Genomic DNA, 16932 nt, shown 5'->3' on the forward strand with positions numbered 1-16932 from the left:
CCGCTCCCCTCTCCGCCTCGCCGTCCGCTCCCCTGTCCGCCTCGCCGTCCGGCTCCCCCTCGGTGAGCGGCGGATGAGGCCGGTACTCCCCCCGTGGTCGGGGACGCTCGCCGCGAAGGCCGCCGCCTTCATCACGGTCATGTGCTGCGCGCTCGCCGCCCTGCTCGGCGTCCTGGTGCACGTGCAGGTGACGAACCAGACCGTCGGTCAGGCCCGTGACCAGGCGTTGCAGCGGCTGACGCAGGCGACGCAGCGGTACGAGGCCGGAGACACCCTGCGGCGGGGCGCCGGGGTGGATCCGCCGGGGCTGCCCGGGGAGCTGCGGGAGCTGGCGGTGGCCGGGGATCGCGGCACGATGGTCGCCGACCGGGCGGGACGCCCCACGATGTGGGCGGCGGGTCCCGTCGACGGCGAGCGGGCGCTGGCCGTGGCGGTCGACTACTCGCAGCAGGCCCGCACGATCGAGGGCCTGGACCGGGCGATCGTGTGGTCGTCGGGCCTGGCCATCGGAGCGACGCTGCTGGTCGGGGCGTTCGCGGTGACGCGGGTGACGAGGCGGCTGCACACCACGGCTCTGGTGGCCCGGCGGATCAGCGCGGGCGACCTGGACGCGCGCGTGAACGACCCCCGCACGGGCCCGCGCACGCAGGCCGGTCCGCAGGACGAGGTGGCCGCGGTCGCCGCCGCGCTGGACTCCATGGCCGCGTCGCTGCAGGGGAAGCTGCTGGCCGAGCAGCGGTTCACGGCGGATGTCGCGCATGAGCTGCGCACGCCGCTGACCGGGCTGCACGCGGCGGCGGAGCTGCTGCCGCCGGGCCGTCCGACGGAGCTGGTGCGCGACCGGGTGGCGGCGCTGCGCACCCTCACCGAGGACCTGCTGGAGATCTCCCGGCTGGACACCGGCCGGGAGCGGGTGGAGCTGGACACCGAGCAGTTGGGGCCGCTGGCCGAGCGGGCGGTGCGGGCGGCGGGGAACGGTACGGAGGTCAGGGTCGTACGGGACGTGTCCGTGGAGACGGACCGGCGGCGGCTGGAGCGGGTGCTGGGCAATCTCGTGGCGAACGCGCACAACCACGGGCGGGGGCCGGTGGTGCTGACCGTCGACGGGCCGGTGGTGACCGTTCGTGACCACGGGGACGGGTTCCCGGAGTACCTGGTCGCGCACGGCCCGCAGCGGTTCCGCACGGAGGGCGGTACGCGGGGGCACGGTCTGGGGCTGACCATCGCGCGCGGGCAGGCCGAGGTGCTGGGGGCGCGGCTGGAGTTCGCGAACGCGCCGGAGGGCGGGGCGGTGGCCACCCTGACACTCGCGGCGGAGTGAGCACCCGGTTCGTGTCCTCCTATGGCCCAGCGTGAGGGGCGGCACCCCGGGGGCGCTCCTAATGTGTCGATTAGTCAGCTTCGGCACCTTTGCCCCCACATGGAGGTATCCCCCATGCCCCTGCGCACCCGCCTCGCCATAGCCACCGTCGCCGGGCTCCTCGCCGCAGCGGCCGCCGTCACGCCCGCCGCCGCGGACGGCGACCGGGATCCGGGTGGCGGCAACGGCAACAGCCAGCACCACTCGAGCGGCGGCAACGGCAACGGCCACCACGACCCGAGCGGCGGCAACGGCGACAACGACCCGAACGGCTGGAGCGGGAACGGCCGGCACGACCCGAGCGGCGGCAACGGTGACCACCAGGGCCGCCACGACCAGCGCCTCTACGAGGGCGTCGTCACGGCGAACACGCTGGCGCTGCGCAGCGCCCCGAACCGCGGTTCGCAGATCATCCGGTTCGCCCATCGGGGCGACGTCGTCAAGATCTTCTGCAAGACGGGCGGTGAGACCGTGCAGGGCAACCCGCTCTGGTACCTGCTGACGGACGGCACCTGGGCCTGGGGCGCGGCCCGGTACATCGACAACATCGGCCCCGCACCACGCTGGTGCTGACACCCTGTCACCCAAAGGCAGACAAGATGCACTGTTTGGGTAGATTCCGGCCATGAGCAAGGCCGGAATCACCGTGGCGACGGCGGACCCGCCCCCGCCCGCCGTCCGCCGCCTCCCCCGGCGCCGGGGCATCGAACTCGCCCTCATCGTGCTGGCCGTCCTGCTGTCGGTGTACGGCTACTGCGCCGTGGGCCTCGCCCGGCACGGAACGCTGCCGCCCGGTGCCGCCGGCTACGGCTCCGGCCTCGGCGTACTGGCGCTGCTGGCCCATCTGACGGTGCGTCTGCGGGCCCCCTACGCCGACCCCCTGCTCCTCCCGCTGGGGGTGCTGCTGAACGGGCTGGGCCTGGTGCTGATCTACCGGCTCGACCTGGAGACCCCGGGCGACCGGGCGGCACCGGCCCAGCTGGTGTGGTCAACGCTGGGCGTGGCGCTGTTCATCCTGGTCGGCCTGCTGCTGCGCGACCACCGGGTGCTCCAGCGCTACACGTACGTCTGCGTGGTCGCGGCCCTGGTCCTGCTCACGCTGCCGATCCTGTTCCCGGCGGTGAACGGGGCCCGCATCTGGATCCGGATCGCCGGGTTCTCCATCCAGCCGGGCGAGTTCGCGAAGGTGCTGCTGGCGGTGTTCTTCGCCGCGTACCTGGCGGCGAACCGCAACGCGCTGGCCTACACCGGCCGCCGCATCTGGAAGCTCCAGCTCCCCACCGGCCGCGTGCTCGGTCCGATCGTCGCCGTCTGGCTGGTGAGCGTCGGGGTGCTGATCCTGGAACGCGACCTCGGCACCTCGCTGCTGTTCTTCGGCCTGTTCGTGGTGCTCCTCTACGTGGCCACCGGCCGCACCGGCTGGATCGCGGTCGGCCTGCTGCTGGCCGCGCTGGGTGCGGTCGCCGTGGGCCGGCTGGAACCGCACGTACACAGCAGGATCGAGACCTGGCTGCACCCCTTCGCCTCCATCGAGGCCGGCGAGGGCGCCAACCAGCTCGCCCAGTCGCTGTTCGCCTTCGCGGAGGGCGGCATGCTCGGCACGGGCCTCGGACTCGGGCACTCCTTCCTGATCGGCTTCGCCGTGAAGTCGGACTTCATCCTGGCCACCGCGGGCGAGGAACTCGGCCTGGCCGGCCTCAGCGCCATTTTCCTCCTCTACGGCCTGCTGGTGGAGCGCGGTTTTCGTGCGGGTCTCGCACAGCGCGAGCCCTTCGGCCGGCTGCTCGCGGTCGGCCTCGCCTCACTGGTGGCGCTCCAGGTGTTCGTGATCGCGGGCGGGGTGACCGGGCTGATCCCGCTGACCGGCATGGCGATGCCGTTCCTGGCACAGGGCGGCTCGTCGGTGGTCACCAACTGGGCGATCGTGGCGCTGCTGGTCCGGGTCAGCGACTCGGCACGGCGCAGTTACGACGGGCAGGACGTCCGGTGACCCGGCACATCCGGCACGCCGGGTACTTCTGCGCGCTGCTGCTGGTGGCCCTGCTGGTGAACGCCGCCCGCGTCCAGGTCGTCCAGGCACCGTCGTACGACCGCAACCCGGCCAACCGGCGCCCCGACATCGCCCGCTACGAGCAGCCACGCGGGGACATCTGGGTCGGTGGGCGTCCGGTCACCGGTTCCCGGGACACCCGCGAGCACCTCCGCTACGAACGGACCTACACGGACGGCCCGATGTACGCCCCGGTCACGGGCTTCGCCTCCCAGCTGTACGGGACGACGCTGCTGGAGAGCACGGAGGACGGCGTGCTGTCCGGCGCGGATCCGATGCTCGCGCCGTTCCCGCTGTGGAACGACTTCACGCGTGCGCGCAACGCGGGTGGGGACGTCGTCACGACGCTCCACCCGGCCGCCCAGGAGGCCGCGTACCGGGGACTCTCGGGCCGCAAGGGCGCGGTGGCGGCGCTGGAGCCGTCGACCGGCCGGATCCTGGCCCTGGTGTCCGCCCCGTCCTACGATCCCCAGCCGCTCTCCGGCAACGGCTCGGCGGCGGCCCGGGCCTGGCAGCGGCTCACCGCGGACAAGGACAAGCCGATGCTCAACCGGGCGGTGCGGCAGACCTACCCGCCGGGCTCGACGTTCAAGGTCGTCACCGCGGCCGCCGCGCTGGACGCCGGCGTGGTCACGGACCTCGATGCGCCGACCGACTCCCCCGACCCCTACCGGCTGCCCGGAACGCGCACGCGCCTGACGAACGCGTCGAAGGGCTGCGCGGACGCCTCCCTGCGCGAGGCCTTCACCTTCTCCTGCAACACCGTGTTCGCCAAGCTGGGTGCGGAGGTGGGCGTGACGGACATGACAGCCACGGCGCGTGCCTTGGGCTTCAACAACGGGGAGCTGAGGATCCCCTTCCCGGTGGCCCGGTCCACGTTCGACACCACCCTCGACGGGGCCCAGCTCGCCCTGTCGTCGATCGGCCAGTACAACACCCGCGCCACACCGCTGCAGATGGCGATGGTCGCGGCGGCCGTGGCGAACGGCGGCCAGGTACGGGACCCCTACCTGGTGGAGCGCACGACCCGGCCGGGCGGCAGCACCCTCGCGGCGGCCGGTTCACGGGCGATCCGCCAGGCGATGTACCCGTCCACCGCCGGCCGGCTGCGTGCGATGATGCGGGACGTGGTCGAGAACGGCACCGGCCGCGGCGCCGCGATCCGCGGTGCCAAGGTCGGCGGCAAGACCGGCACCGCCCAGCACGGCCTCGGCAACTCCGGCATCCCGTACGCCTGGTTCGTCTCCTGGGCACAGGGCGACCGGGACCTGGTGCCGCGGGTGGCGGTCGCGGTCGTCGTGGAGGACGCGGAGGCCGACCGCGGGGAGATCACCGGGGGCGGCGACGCGGCGCCGATCGCGCGGGCGGTGATGGAGGCGGTGCTCAAGTCGCCCTGAGCGGTGCCCGGTTGCTGAGACAGGGCTGGCGGCCGCGAAGTCGCCCGACCTAACGTTCGGTCCATGACCGAGACCACAGCCACGTACGAACTCGCCCAGGTCAACATCGCCCGCCTGAAGGCTCCGCTGGACTCACCGCAGTTGAAGGGCTTCGTCGACGCCCTGGATCCGGTGAACGCCGACGCCGACGCGGCCGACGGCTTCGTGTGGCGCCTGCAGGGCGACACCGGCAACGCCACGGACGTGTCCGTCTTCGGCGACTCCTGGCTGATCCTCAACATGTCGGTATGGCGCGACACCAACGCGCTGACGGCGTACATGTACCAGGGCAGGCACCGGGAGATGCTCGCCCGGCGGCGCGAGTGGTTCGAGCGGGTCGAGGAGGCCATGGTCACGATGTGGTGGGTGCCGGCCGGTCACCGCCCGACCGTGGCCGAGGCGGAATCCCGCCTCCTGCACATCCGCACCCACGGCCCGACGCCGTACGCCTTCACGCTGCGGATGCCGTTCCCGCCCCAGGGCGCCGAGCCGCTGATCGGCGAGGTGCCGGAGGGGCTGGGCTGCGCGCTCTGACGAGCACACAGCCGTCCGCCGTCCCCGCCTGCATCCGGGCGGGGACGGCGGCCCGACGTTCACACCCGCGCACCCACGTGAGGTAGACACCGGGTCAACAAGTGACGCGCAGGGGATTGACGAGCTTGCTGACAAGCAGTCTCATAAGTGCATCAGTGACGTGTGCACAACGAGGTGGCAGCCATGACGACCCTGACGGAAGCCGACGCGCTCGACGGCCTGCGCGATGCCCTCGGCCTGCTGAAGGACCGGGAGCAGGTGGCCCAGCGGCTGCTCGACTCCTCCGCCAAGCACTCCTTCGACCCGGACAAGGAACTGGACTGGGACGCGCCCTTCGAGGAGGGCAAGTGGTTCTGGCCGCCGGAGCTGGTCTCGCTCTACGACACCCCGCTGTGGAAGCGGATGGGCGAGGAGCAGCGGATCCTGCTCTCCCAGCACGAGGCGGCGGCCCTGGCCTCCCTGGGCATCTGGTTCGAGATCATCCTGATGCAGCTGCTGGTCCGGCACATCTACGACAAGGCGGCGACGAGCGCACACGTCCGCTACGCCCTCACCGAGATCGAGGACGAATGCCGGCACTCCAAGATGTTCGCCCGGCTGATAGCCCAGGGCGACACGCCCTGGTACCCGGTCAGCCGCGCCCACCAGCAGCTGGGCCGGCTGTTCAAGACCATCTCGACCACGCCGGGCTCCTTCACGGCGACCCTGCTGGGCGAGGAGGTCCTGGACTGGATGCAGCGCCTGACGTTCCCCGACGAGCGGGTGCAGACCCTGGTCCGCGGCGTCACCCGCATCCACGTCGTGGAGGAGGCCCGGCACGTCCGCTACGCCCGCGAGGAACTCCGCCGCCAGATGGTGACCGCCCCCAAGTGGTCCCAGGAGTTCACCCGCATCACCTCCGGCGAGTTCGCCCGGGTCTTCTCGGTGGCCTTCGTGAACCCCGACGTCTACACGAACGTGGGCCTCGACAAGCGGGAGGCCCTCGCCCAGGTCCGCGCGAGCGGCCACCGCCGGGAGGTCATGCAGAACGGCTCCAGGCGCCTGACCGACTTCCTCGACGACATCGGCGTACTGCGCGGCGTCGGCCGACGCCTGTGGAAGTCGTCAGGACTGCTGGCGTAGGAGACAGGCACCAAGGCCGTCGGCCGCCCACAACGGCAGGGGACACCCCCCGCGCGGCCCCGCCCCACCACCCGGCGCAAGGAGAAGGACCCGCACCCGCACGACCACCGCTACGCAGCCCCCGGCACCCCGATTACGCTGCGAGGCATGACACCAGCCGCCCCCACCCCCGCCTACCGGCGACTCAGCGTCGAGGAACGCCGTAGTCAGCTCCTCACCTCGGCGCTGAAACTCTTCGCCCACCGCGCCCCGGAGGAGGTGTCCCTCGACGACGTGGCGGAGGCGGCCGGGGTCTCGCGGCCGCTGGTGTACCGGTACTTCCCGGGCGGCAAGCAGCAGCTCTACGAGGCCGCCCTGCGCTCCGCCGCCGACGAGCTCCAGCACTGCTTCGACGAACCCCGCGAAGGCCCGCTCCTGCCCCGCCTCTCCCGCGCCCTCGACCGGTACCTCGCCTTCGTCGACCAGCACGACACCGGCTTCAGCGCCCTCCTCCAGGGCGGCAGCGTCGTGGAGACGTCCCGCACCACCGCCATCGTGGACGGCGTGCGCCGTGTCGCCGCCGAGCACATCGTCAGCCACCTGGGCGTCACCGGCCCCGGTCCCGGCCTGCGCATGACCATCCGCATGTGGATCACGGCGGTGGAGGCGTCGTCGCTCATCTGGCTCGACGAGGACAAGCAGCCCACCGCCGGGGAACTCCGCGACTGGCTCGTCGAGCAGTTCGTGGCGATGCTGACGGTGACCGCCCGCCGTGACCCGCAGACCGACGCCCTGGTCCGGGCGCTCGCCGAGGATCCCCGACACTGATCCCGTGAGAAGCGAAGACACCCCCTTCGAGGGCGGCCCCATGGACGGCAGGGTCCTGCCCGTCCTCCTCGGCATCACCGGCCACCCGCCCAAGACGTACCGCATCCCCGTCCCGGACCCCGACGGCGGGCCGGACACCGTGCTCGTCTACCGCCGCGTGCCCCGGGGACCGGGCAAGGTCGGCCTGTCCAACCGCTGGAAGTACGCCTACGCCCCGGAGGGGATCCCGCCCCGCCGTCTGAACTGGCCCTGGTCGAAGCCAGCCGCCACGCCGCCCGGCAAGCCGGACGACGCCGACGGGTGACCCCGTTGCGCCGAACCGCGCACACCCACCGCGCGCAGCGCACGCACCCGCCTGATCCTCACGGTGTCCGGCGGCACCACGCCGCCCACGCAACGGAGGTGATGGCATGTCAGGAAAGCTGCTGCGTCTGGTCTGCATCGCGGCGACGGCGGCCGGAACCGCCCTGGCACCCGTCCCGGCCACGGCCGTCCCCGAGCCGGACGCGGGACAGTCCACGGCCGTCCCCGAGCCGGACGCGGAACAGTCCACGGCCGTCCCCGAGCCGGGCGCGGAACAGTCCACGGTCGCGGTCCTTCTGACGGATCTTCAGAGGCTGTACCGCAAGGCCGAGGAGGCCACCGAGGCCTACAACGCCACCGAGGAGAAGCTGAAGAGGCAGCGCGCCGAGACCGACCGTCTGGACCGCGCCCTCGCTCGCGCCCGGCTCTCCCTGCACGACAGCCGGGGCGCGGCCGGCCGGCTGGCCCGGCAGCAGTACCAGAGCAGCACCGACCTCTCCCCGTACGTCCGCCTGCTCCTGGCCCGCGATCCGCAGCACGCGATCGAGCAGGGCCATGTGATCGGCCGGCTCGCGCAGGAGCGGGCCGGCAGCATCACCCGGCTGACCGGCGACGAGCGCAAGGCCGACGAACTGGCCCGCAAGGCCCGCACCGCACTCGACCGGCAGCTCGCCCTCACCGAGCGGCGCAAGAAGGAACGGGACGAGGTCCGCACCCGCCTCCACGACGTCGAGGAACTGCTCGCCTCCCTCAGCCGCGAACAGCTCACCGAGCTTGCCGAGTTCGAGCGGAAGGGCATCGCGAAGGCACAGGAGAAGTTCATGGCGTCCGGCGCGCTCGGCAGCGAAGCAGACGTCGACGACGGCGGCGGGAGCGGCAAGAACAACGACAGCGACGGCACCGGCGGCAGTGTCCGTACCCCGTCGGCCGAGGGCGGCCGCGCCGTGGACCACGCCGTGCGGCAGATCGGCAAGCCGTACGAGTGGGGCGCGGAGGGCCCGCGGACGTACGACTGCTCGGGGCTGACCTCGCAGGCGTGGGCCGAGGCCGGGACGCCCGTCCCCCGGACCAGCCAGGAGCAGTGGAAGCAGCTGGAGCGGATCCCGCTGGACGAACTGCGCCCCGGCGACCTGGTCGTGTACTTCCCTGAGGCCACGCACGTGGCGCTGTACCTCGGCGACGGCATGGTCGTCCATGCACCCCGTCCGGGCGCGAAGGTGAAGGTGTCACCGGTCGCGGCCAACCCGGTCCTGGGTGCCGTACGGCCGGACCCGGGCGGGGAGCCCCTGCGGCGTTACGAGCCGCCGGTGCTCCCCGAGGGCGCCACGGACGGGTCCGACGAGGGCTACGACGGTTACGCGGCGCCCGCGCCGGACACCTCGGCCAGGTAGGCCTGTGTCTTGTCCGGGTCGTAGAAGAAGTTCTCGAAGTCGGCCGGGTCGTTGAAGCCGTTGGCGAAGCGGTCGGCGACCGGCTGGAGCTCACCGGCGGCACCGATGAGGTTCAGGATGTGCTCCGGCGGCGGCGCGAGCATCGCGTTGGTCCACTTGGTGACGTGCTGGGCGGTGTTCCAGTAGCGGTCGAAGGTGGCGCGCATCCACTCCTCGTCGAACGGCTTGTCGCCGTGCTCGACGATCGAGGAGAGGTAGGCGGCGGCGCACTTGGACGCCGAGTTGGAGCCCTGCCCGGTGATGGGGTCGTTGGCCACGACGACGTCCGCCACGCCGAGCACGAGTCCGCCGCCGGGGAGGCGGCCGATCGGGTTGCGGACGGTGGGGGCGTAGCGGCCGGCCAGCGTGCCGCCGGCGTCGGTCAGTTCGACCTTGGTGGCCCGCGCGTACTCCCAGGGGACGTACCGCTCCATGAGTTCCAGGGTCAGGGAGAGGTGCTCCGCGGGGTCCTTCACGCCGTTGAAGGCGTCGAGCGGGCCGCCGGGTATGCCCTCCCAGAACAGGATGTCGGCGCGACCGGAGGTGGTCAGGGTCGGCATGACGAACAGCTCGCCGACGCCCGGCACGAGGTTGCAGCGGACCGCTTCGGTGCCCGGATGCTCGGGGCGCGGGCCGAGGCCGTGGACGTACGACACGGCCAGCGCGCGCTGCGGCTCGGTGTAGGGGGAGCGCTCGGCGTCGCGGCCGAACATCTGGACCAGCTCGCCCTTGCCGGCGGCGACGAGCACCAGGTCGTAGGTGCGGGAGAAGTAGTCGAGGTCGCCGACGGCCGCGCCGTGGATGACGAGCTGTCCGCCGCGCTGGGCGAACGTCTCCATCCAGCCGGCCATCTTCACGCGCTGGTCGACGGACTGCGCGTATCCGTCGAGCCGGCCCAGCCAGTCGATGGCGCGGGCGGCGGGGCCCTCGGCCCAGGAGCCGGGGGCGGCGACCGAGACGCCGAGTCCTTCGATCTTCGGGGCCTGGGACTCCCAGAAGTTCAGCTGGAGATCGCGCTCGTGCTGCAGGGCCGTGTGGAACATGCACTGCGTGGACATGACCCGGCCGGTGCGGATCTCGTCCGCCGTCCGGTTGGACATCAGGGTGACCTCGTACCCCTGTGCCTGGAGGCCGAGAGCGATCTGGAGCCCGGACTGACCGGCTCCGACGACGAGTATCTTCCGCATGCGGGCTGTCCTCTACTCGGGGGTTTCGTCGAGCGCGTGGCCCACGAGGGCCAGGAGGGTCTCGATCACGGAGATCCGGCGACGCGCGTCCATGATCATGACAGGTATGTGCCGCGGGATGGTCAGGGCCTCCCGCACGTCCTCCGGCTCGAACAGCTCACTGCCGTCGAAGTGGTTGACCGCGACGACGTACGGCAGCCCGGAGCTCTCGAAGTAGTCCAGGACCGGGAAGCAGTCCTTCAGGCGGCGGGTGTCGGCCAGGACGACCGCGCCGATCGCACCGCGCACGATGTCGTCCCACATGAACCAGAATCGCTGCTGGCCCGGCGTGCCGAACAGGTAGAGCACCAGGTCGTCGTCGAGCGTGATGCGCCCGAAGTCCATGGCCACGGTGGTGGTGGACTTGCCCGGCGTGGCGGTGAGGTCGTCGGTCGCCTCGCTCGCCTCGGTCATCAGCGCCTCGGTCTGCAGGGGCGTGATCTCCGAGACGGCGGTGACCAGCGTGGTCTTGCCCACGCCGAAGCCGCCCGCCACCACGATCTTCGTGGCGATGGGGGCACGGGTGCGGTCCGTCTCCCAGGCGTGCATGCTGTCGTCCGGTTGGACGAACGGGGAGGAACCAGCAACGCCGTGAGCGGCGTCAGAGACGACGGAGTCCACTCAGCACCCTTTCCAGCAGAGCCCGGTCCGGGCGGCCCGTGCCATGGCCGGTGCCCGTTCCGTACACACGGATCTTTCCCTGGTCCGCCAGGTCGCTCAGGAGCACGCGGACCACGCCGAGCGGCATCTTCAGCAGCGCGGCGATCTCGGCCACCGTTCGCATCCGGCGGCACAGTTCGACGATGGCCCTCAGCTCCGGCATGACGCGGGTGGAGAGGTGGCCGTTCGTCAGTTCCCTGCGCTCCTCGGGGGCGTCCAGCGCGGCTGTGCTCGCCACGAACGTCTCCACGAGGAGGACGTGGCCGAACCGGGTACGGCCGCCGGTGAGCGAGTAGGGGCGGACCCGGGCGGGTTTGCGGTCACCGCCGCGGACCGGGAGGTGCTGCTTCGGCGTACTGCTCATCGGGCACTCCCCGTCGTCTGGGAATCCTCCAGGGACTTCCGGAGCTCGCTGCGGAGTTCCGGAGTCAGGACGTGACCGGCGCGGCCGACGAACAGGGCCATGTGGTACGCCACCACGCTCATGTCGCAGTCCGCGGAGCCGTGGACGCCGAGCAGCGAGCCGTCGCTGATCGACATCACGAACAGGCTGCCCTCGTCCATCGCGATCATCGTGTGCCGGACGCCGCCGAAGTCCATCAGCCGGGCGGCGCCGATGGTGAGGCTGCCGATGCCGGAGACGATGGTGGCCAGGTCGGCGGCGGAGCCGCGCGGGCCGGTGCGGCGGGTGCCGCGGGCCTGCAGTGCCTCCCTCGCCTCCTTGTTGCGGTGGTCGTCGGAGGAGAGCAGGAGCAGTCCGTCGGAGGAGACGACCGCTACCGAGAGGATGCCGGGTACCTCCTCGACGAGGTTGGTGAGCAGCCAGTGCAGGTTGCGTGCCTCACTGCTCAGTCCGATCAGTCCGAAGGTACTGGGCGCGGTCAACTGCTTGCCTCCTCGACTGTGCCCCCCGTGGATTCTTCGGATCCAGCTGGTCCTGCAGCGCCGGTGGCCGGCCGCTGGTGCGAGGCCGTCCTCTCGGCGATCTCCGCCTCCACGTCGCGGTAGCCCGCCTGCGCGCCCTGGCGGAAGCCGCCCAGGCGGCGGCGCAGGGCTTCGGCGTCGACGGAGCCGCTGCGCTGGCGCGGGGCGGTGGTCTGTGCGGTGATCTTCGGGGTGCGCTTGGGGAGGCCCTTGTCGGTGACGCGGTCCTCCTCCTCGTCGGGCGCGCGCTCGTGCTCCGGGCTCTCGTCCCGCTCCGCGCCGCCCGTATGGGCCCCGCCTTCGGACGCGGGCTGCCCGTACGGGCCGGTCCCGCCCGTGCGGGAAGCGACGTCGGACGCGTGCCGCTCGTGCGGGCCGGTCTCACCCGTGCGGGAAGCGACGTCGGACGCGGGCTGCCCGTACGGGCCGGTCTCGGCGCCGTCGACCGCGGGTCCGTGCCCCGCCGGGTGCCGCTCGTGCGGGCCGGTCTCGGCGCCGTCGACCGCGGGTCCGTGCCCCACCGGGTCCGGCTCCCCCGCCTGCGCCGGGATCAGCAGCTCCATCGTGGTCTCCGCGGGGGATTCCACGGGTGCGGCGGTCTCGTCCGGGCCGGCGTGCGGCCTCGGCTCGGGGTCTGCCGCGAGTTCGCCGGGCGTCGGGTCGCTGGACGCCGCCGGGTCGACAGGGGCGGCCGGATCGCGCTCGGCCGGGGAGGCGTGGGCGGCCTGATCGGCGGGCGCCACCGGGGAGGCGTGGGCGGCCTGATCGGCGGGCGCCACCCGGGCGTCCCGCGTCACCGGGCCGGCGGCGTGTGCCCCCGGCTCGGTGTGCGCCGTCGGCTCACCGGGCGCTGCCGGCTCGGCCGATGTCGCCGGGATCGCCGTTTCGGGCGACTCCGGCGCCTCCAGCACCTCGGGCGCCTCGGACGCCTCCGCCGGTTCCGGCTCCCCGGCCGGTTCCGGGTGGGGGGTGGGCGTCGTGGTCTCCACGGCTTCGTCCTGGCGTACCGCCTTCTCCGCCAGGGCCACCAACGGGTCGTCACCGGATGCGCGGCCGTGCAGGACGTTGGAGTTGGCCTCGGCGTCGGCGCCCGGGAAGGAGTAGGAGTGGGTCGTGCCGGTGAGGGGGCCGGAGGCCGGTACGGCCACGGGCGGGGCGGCGGCGAGGAGCGTGCGCGGCAGGACGACGACCGCCGCGACACCGCCCTGCTTCTGCTCGCGCAACTGGACGCGCACGCCGTGGCGGTGGGCGAGCCGGGCCACGACGTACAGGCCGAGGCCGAGACCGTCCTCGCCCTCCTGGTCGTAGGGCGCCTCGGGGTCGAAGTCGGCGAGGCGGGAGTTGAGGCGCTCCAGCCGGTCCTCGGTCATGCCGATGCCCTCGTCCTGGACGGACAGCATGACCTCGCCGTTCTCCAGCAGCCAGCCGGAGATCTCGACGGGCAGGTCGGGCGGGGAGAACGAGGTGGCGTTCTCCATGAGTTCGGCCAGCAGGTGGGAGAGGTCGTCCGCGGCGAACCCGGCGATGTGCGCGTGCGGCGGCAGCGCGGCGATCCTGACCCGCTCGTACCGCTCGATCTCGCTCACCGCGGCCCGGACGACGTCCACCAGCGGTACCGGTCCGGCGGCGTGCTGGACGTGCTCGGTGCCGGCGAGCACCAGGAGGTTCTCGCTGTGCCGGCGCATGACCGTCGCGAAGTGGTCGAGCTTGAACAGCGTGGCGAGGCGGTCCGGGTCCTGCTCGCGCTCCTCCAGGTTCTCGATGACGGCCAGTTGCCGCTCGACCAGGCCGAGGGTGCGCAGGGCGAGGTTGACGAACGTCCCGCCGATGGCCGTGCGCAGCCGCTCCAGCTGGGCGGCGGACTCGGCGAGTTCGCCGCGCAGTTCCTCGCGGGCGTCGGCCATCTTCTGGCGCTGCCCGACGAGGTGCTTGCGGTCGGACTCCAGCGTGGTGATCCGCTCGGTGAGGGCGGCCGCGTGCGCGTGCAGGGCGTTGACGGAGCGGACGGCCTGGGCGAACTCGTCGTTGCGGCCGGTGAACTTCACCGGCTCCTCTGCCGCCGGGTCCTCGGCCTCGGCGAGGCGCTTGGACCCCAGGCGCAGGACGGCGAGCGGTCGGGTGAGGCTGCGGGCCATGCCCGTGGCGACACCGACCGCGAGCAGCATGAGGGCGCCGAGGATCGCGATGCGGATCTCCAGCGCGGTGACGTCGTCGTCGCGCAGCGCCTCGAGGTCCTTGGTGCGGCGGTCGTAGAGGGCCGACTCCACGCCGCGCATCAGGTCGACGCGGGCGGACAGGGCCGCGTCCAGCCTCTTGGTGCTGGTGGCGAGGTCGGTGCGGGAGAGCGTCGGCTGGTCGGTCAGGGTGGCGAGGTACTTGTCGGCGGAGTTGACCTCGGTGCCGGTGACCGTGGAGTCGAAGGAGGCGCGGGCCGGCTTGGGCGCGGTGCCGCGGAAGTCGGCCAGGGCCGCGTCGGAGCGCAGCCGGGCCTGCTGGGCGGCGGCGCTGAGGGCGTCGCGCTGCCGGGCGTCGGCGTCCGAGGAGGTGGAGCTCTCGCTCGGCAGGCCGGTGACGGGGTCGATGACCGTCTCGGTGCTGCGCGGCACGCTCAGCGCGGCGAGCAGCAGCCCGCGGGCCGCGGCGGCCTGCTGGACGGCGGAGTCCAGCTCGGCCAGCGCGTAACCGCCGGCACCCGCGCGCGGCGGGGTCCGCTGCGCCAGCTGCTCGGCGAGGTCGTGGAGTTCGGTGATGGCGCGGGAGTACGCCTGGTGCGCTTCGAGGGCGCTGCTCTTGCCGGTGAGCGCAGCCCTGCGCACGGCCGCTATGCCGTCGAGGTCCGAGCGGAGGGAGGCGGGCGTGTCGGTGTCGGAGCGCAGCTCCTCGACCTGCCGGTCCACCCGGGCGCTGCGCTGCTCGGAGGGCGCCTTGGACTTGGGGCGCCCGGCGGCGATGTAGGAGGTGACGTCGTCCCGCTCGTCGGCGAGGGAGTGCGCGAGCGCGAGCGCGTCCTGCGTCTGCTCCGCGAGCGTCACCAGTTCCTGGGAGTCGTGGAGCTGCCCGGAGGCGGCCAGGACGGACGGGGTGCCGGCCCCGGCGATGGCCGCGGCGACCACGGCCACGGCCACGATCAGCCGGTTGCGTACATGCGTGGGACGGCCCGTGCCGGTGGGGGGCGTCGGCTCAGCGCCCTGAACGGGGGCCTTCTGCTTGCCTGTGCGACGAGGCCGCGTCTTCTGCACCGGTGCTCGCATTCCTGACTCGTGAACCCTTGGGCCCGGATGACGCTCCGTCAACTGGTGCGTACTCCCGGTACACTTCCCGACCCTCCCAGCGCCGGTGGGCAGCGCACGCGCATCACCTGACCCGCCACCCGAAGGAGTGAACCCCGGACGGGAGTTGAGGGGCAAGTTCCGCAGGCCCTTGCAGCGACCTTGCGTGGCATGCCGGTTGGACGACGGCGGAGGCCGGTGGCAGTATTCGCCACCACGCCTTCCCGGAACAAATCATTCCATCCCAAACCCGGCGTCTGACCTGCGCGGCTGCGCCGATCCGGCAACCGTTGCCGGTCCCTTGCGGACGTTGTGAAGGGCTCGTGCAGACTGGCCGGATGCGCACTGAACTCGCCTCGGAGCCGGGAGACGCCGACCGCCCCAACGAGGACTTCGCCGGTGTCGGGCTACCGGCCTCGGGACAGGGCGGTTCGGTCGTCGTCCTGGACGGGGTCACGCCGCCGAGGACCGGGACGGGCTGTCTGCATTCCGTTCCCTGGTTCACCGCACGCCTCGGTGGAGCACTGACCGAACTGACCGTTTCACTCCCGGATGCCCCCCTGGTCGACGCCTTGTCCCGCGCCATCGCGCGTACCTCCGAGGCGCACGCCACAACCTGTGACCTTTCTCACCCTCGAACCCCTCAGGCCACAGTGGTCGCGGCCCGATGGAATCCGGAGACGGTCGAGTATCTGGTCCTGTCCGACTCGGCTCTGCTCCTGGAGTCGCCGGACGGCGTGGTCACACCCCTCCTCGACGACCGACTGGCCCTGCTCCCCCGCTCGGCGCTCGCCACGGACGCGCTGGTGGACTCCACGTTCCGCAACATGGAGGGCGGCTTCTTCACGGCGGCCGCCGACCCCTCGGTGGCGGCCCGGGCGGTGACCGGAACCGTGCCCCGTCGCGAGGTCCGTGCCCTGGCCGCGCTGACGGACGGCGCGACGCGCTGGGTCGAGCGGTTCGAGGAGGGCGACTGGACGGACTGCTTCCACCTGATCCGCAAGGAGGGGCCCCAGGCACTGGTGGACCGCGTCCGGACGCTGGAGCGGTCGGACGCCGCCACGACGTCCCTGGGCAGGAGCAAGCGGCACGACGACGCGACGGTGGTGTTCGTCGAGTTCTAGCGCACCACTCAGCGGACGCCGGCCGGCCGGCGCGTGGCCTACTTCTCCATGCCGCGGTTGAGCTGGTTCAGCAGCCGGGCCAGTTCCGTGACCTCGCGGGAGTCCCAGTCGGCCAGGCGGCCGGCGTAACGTGCGCGGCGGGCCTCCCGGACCCGGCGGACGCGGTCGTGGCCCTCCTGGGTGAGGGCGACGAGCCAGGCGCGTCCGTCGGCGGGATCGGGCTCGCGCGCGACCAGCCCGAGCTCCTCCAGGGCGCGCAGCTGGCGGGACATCGTCGCCTTGCCGACCCCGATGTAGGCGGCCAGCTCGGTCGCCCGCTGCTTGCCGTGCTCGTCCAGCCGCACGAGCAGGCCGTACGCGGACGACTCCAGGTCGGGGTGGACCTCGCGGGCCATCTCACCCTGGCTGGCCCGGGCGCGCCGCAGCAGCACGGTCAGCTCGCGCTCCAGCGCCAGGAAGGCGGGCTGATCCACACCGGTTCCGGCCACACCGGCGTCGCGGTGTCCGTCGTCGTTGCCGCCCTCGTGCACGTCAGCCCCTGCCTCGGTCGTCGCCCGGTCGTGGAACGCCGGTACCTGAATTTTCCGCCACCTGCCGCCATCACCGCAGTTCGGCAAGTATTCCGCAGGTCAGGGCGTCCGTGTCCACAGGGCCACCACACGGTGAAGGCCCGGGCCTCCCTCACGA

16 protein-coding genes are annotated in these 16932 nt (G+C 72.5%); 10 read left to right on the plus strand and 6 right to left on the minus strand.

The window, feature by feature from the left end; translation table 11 throughout:
- Positions 1–73: 73 nt before the first annotated feature.
- The 9 genes from ACZ7EG_RS05645 (at position 74) to ACZ7EG_RS05685 (ending at position 9003) form a co-directional block, all read left to right on the plus strand.
- Complete coding sequence (locus tag ACZ7EG_RS05645) at positions 74–1321, plus strand: ATP-binding protein (RefSeq protein WP_471072780.1); 1248 nt, start codon at positions 74–76, stop codon at positions 1319–1321.
- A gap of 114 nt (positions 1322–1435) precedes the next feature.
- The gene (locus tag ACZ7EG_RS05650; protein ID WP_471072783.1) at positions 1436–1933 is read left to right on the plus strand and encodes an SH3 domain-containing protein; all 498 of its coding nucleotides are present in this window, start codon (positions 1436–1438) and stop codon (positions 1931–1933) included.
- A 52-nt stretch (positions 1934–1985) separates the two neighbouring features.
- Positions 1986–3350, plus strand: a complete 1365-nt coding sequence (locus ACZ7EG_RS05655; protein ID WP_471072786.1) for an FtsW/RodA/SpoVE family cell cycle protein — start codon at positions 1986–1988, stop codon at positions 3348–3350.
- Complete coding sequence (locus tag ACZ7EG_RS05660) at positions 3347–4807, plus strand: penicillin-binding transpeptidase domain-containing protein (protein ID WP_471072789.1); 1461 nt, start codon at positions 3347–3349, stop codon at positions 4805–4807. Before ACZ7EG_RS05655 ends, ACZ7EG_RS05660 begins: the two co-directional genes overlap by 4 nt.
- 63 nt (positions 4808–4870) lie before the next feature.
- Positions 4871–5380 (plus strand): DUF3291 domain-containing protein, encoded by a 510-nt coding sequence (locus ACZ7EG_RS05665; protein WP_471072792.1) that lies wholly within the window; start codon positions 4871–4873, stop codon positions 5378–5380.
- Between the two features lie 183 nt (positions 5381–5563).
- Positions 5564–6502, plus strand: coding sequence for an AurF N-oxygenase family protein (locus ACZ7EG_RS05670; protein ID WP_184560133.1), 939 nt, complete (start codon positions 5564–5566; stop codon positions 6500–6502).
- A gap of 147 nt (positions 6503–6649) precedes the next feature.
- Entirely contained in the window at positions 6650–7309 is a 660-nt protein-coding gene (locus tag ACZ7EG_RS05675) for a TetR/AcrR family transcriptional regulator (RefSeq protein ID WP_471072796.1), read from the plus strand.
- A gap of 4 nt (positions 7310–7313) precedes the next feature.
- Positions 7314–7613, plus strand: a complete 300-nt coding sequence (locus ACZ7EG_RS05680) for a hypothetical protein (RefSeq protein ID WP_471072799.1) — start codon at positions 7314–7316, stop codon at positions 7611–7613.
- A gap of 106 nt (positions 7614–7719) precedes the next feature.
- Entirely contained in the window at positions 7720–9003 is a 1284-nt protein-coding gene (locus ACZ7EG_RS05685) for a C40 family peptidase (protein ID WP_471072802.1), read from the plus strand.
- Here ACZ7EG_RS05685 and ACZ7EG_RS05690 read toward each other — a convergent pair.
- From ACZ7EG_RS05690 to ACZ7EG_RS05710, 5 genes are read right to left on the minus strand one after another with little or no spacing between them, the layout of a single operon-like run.
- A complete protein-coding gene (locus tag ACZ7EG_RS05690; RefSeq protein ID WP_471072804.1) occupies positions 8967–10229 on the minus strand; it encodes a styrene monooxygenase/indole monooxygenase family protein in 1263 nt (420 codons plus the stop codon). The genes ACZ7EG_RS05685 and ACZ7EG_RS05690 overlap by 37 nt on opposite strands.
- A 12-nt stretch (positions 10230–10241) precedes the next feature.
- The gene (locus ACZ7EG_RS05695; protein WP_471072807.1) at positions 10242–10889 is read right to left on the minus strand and encodes a GTP-binding protein; all 648 of its coding nucleotides are present in this window, start codon (positions 10887–10889) and stop codon (positions 10242–10244) included.
- Positions 10870–11292, minus strand: a complete 423-nt coding sequence (locus tag ACZ7EG_RS05700; RefSeq protein WP_104784842.1) for a DUF742 domain-containing protein — start codon at positions 11290–11292, stop codon at positions 10870–10872. Before ACZ7EG_RS05700 ends, ACZ7EG_RS05695 begins: the two co-directional genes overlap by 20 nt.
- Positions 11289–11813, minus strand: a complete 525-nt coding sequence (locus ACZ7EG_RS05705; RefSeq protein WP_053670640.1) for a roadblock/LC7 domain-containing protein — start codon at positions 11811–11813, stop codon at positions 11289–11291. The genes ACZ7EG_RS05700 and ACZ7EG_RS05705 overlap by 4 nt, the downstream gene beginning before the upstream one ends.
- Entirely contained in the window at positions 11810–15091 is a 3282-nt protein-coding gene (locus tag ACZ7EG_RS05710) for a sensor histidine kinase (protein ID WP_471072811.1), read from the minus strand. Before ACZ7EG_RS05710 ends, ACZ7EG_RS05705 begins: the two co-directional genes overlap by 4 nt.
- Positions 15092–15459: 368 nt before the next feature.
- Here ACZ7EG_RS05710 and ACZ7EG_RS05715 point away from each other — a divergent pair, with 368 nt between their 5' ends.
- Positions 15460–16245: a protein phosphatase 2C domain-containing protein gene (locus tag ACZ7EG_RS05715; protein WP_471072814.1), complete on the plus strand. Its 786-nt coding sequence runs from the start codon at positions 15460–15462 to the stop codon at positions 16243–16245.
- A gap of 38 nt (positions 16246–16283) precedes the next feature.
- On the opposite strand, the gene ACZ7EG_RS05720 is transcribed toward ACZ7EG_RS05715, so the two are convergent.
- Positions 16284–16775 (minus strand): MarR family winged helix-turn-helix transcriptional regulator, encoded by a 492-nt coding sequence (locus tag ACZ7EG_RS05720; protein ID WP_471072817.1) that lies wholly within the window; start codon positions 16773–16775, stop codon positions 16284–16286.
- Positions 16776–16932: the final 157 nt, after the last annotated feature.

Source organism: Streptomyces sp. NPDC037100, assembly GCF_055606225.1.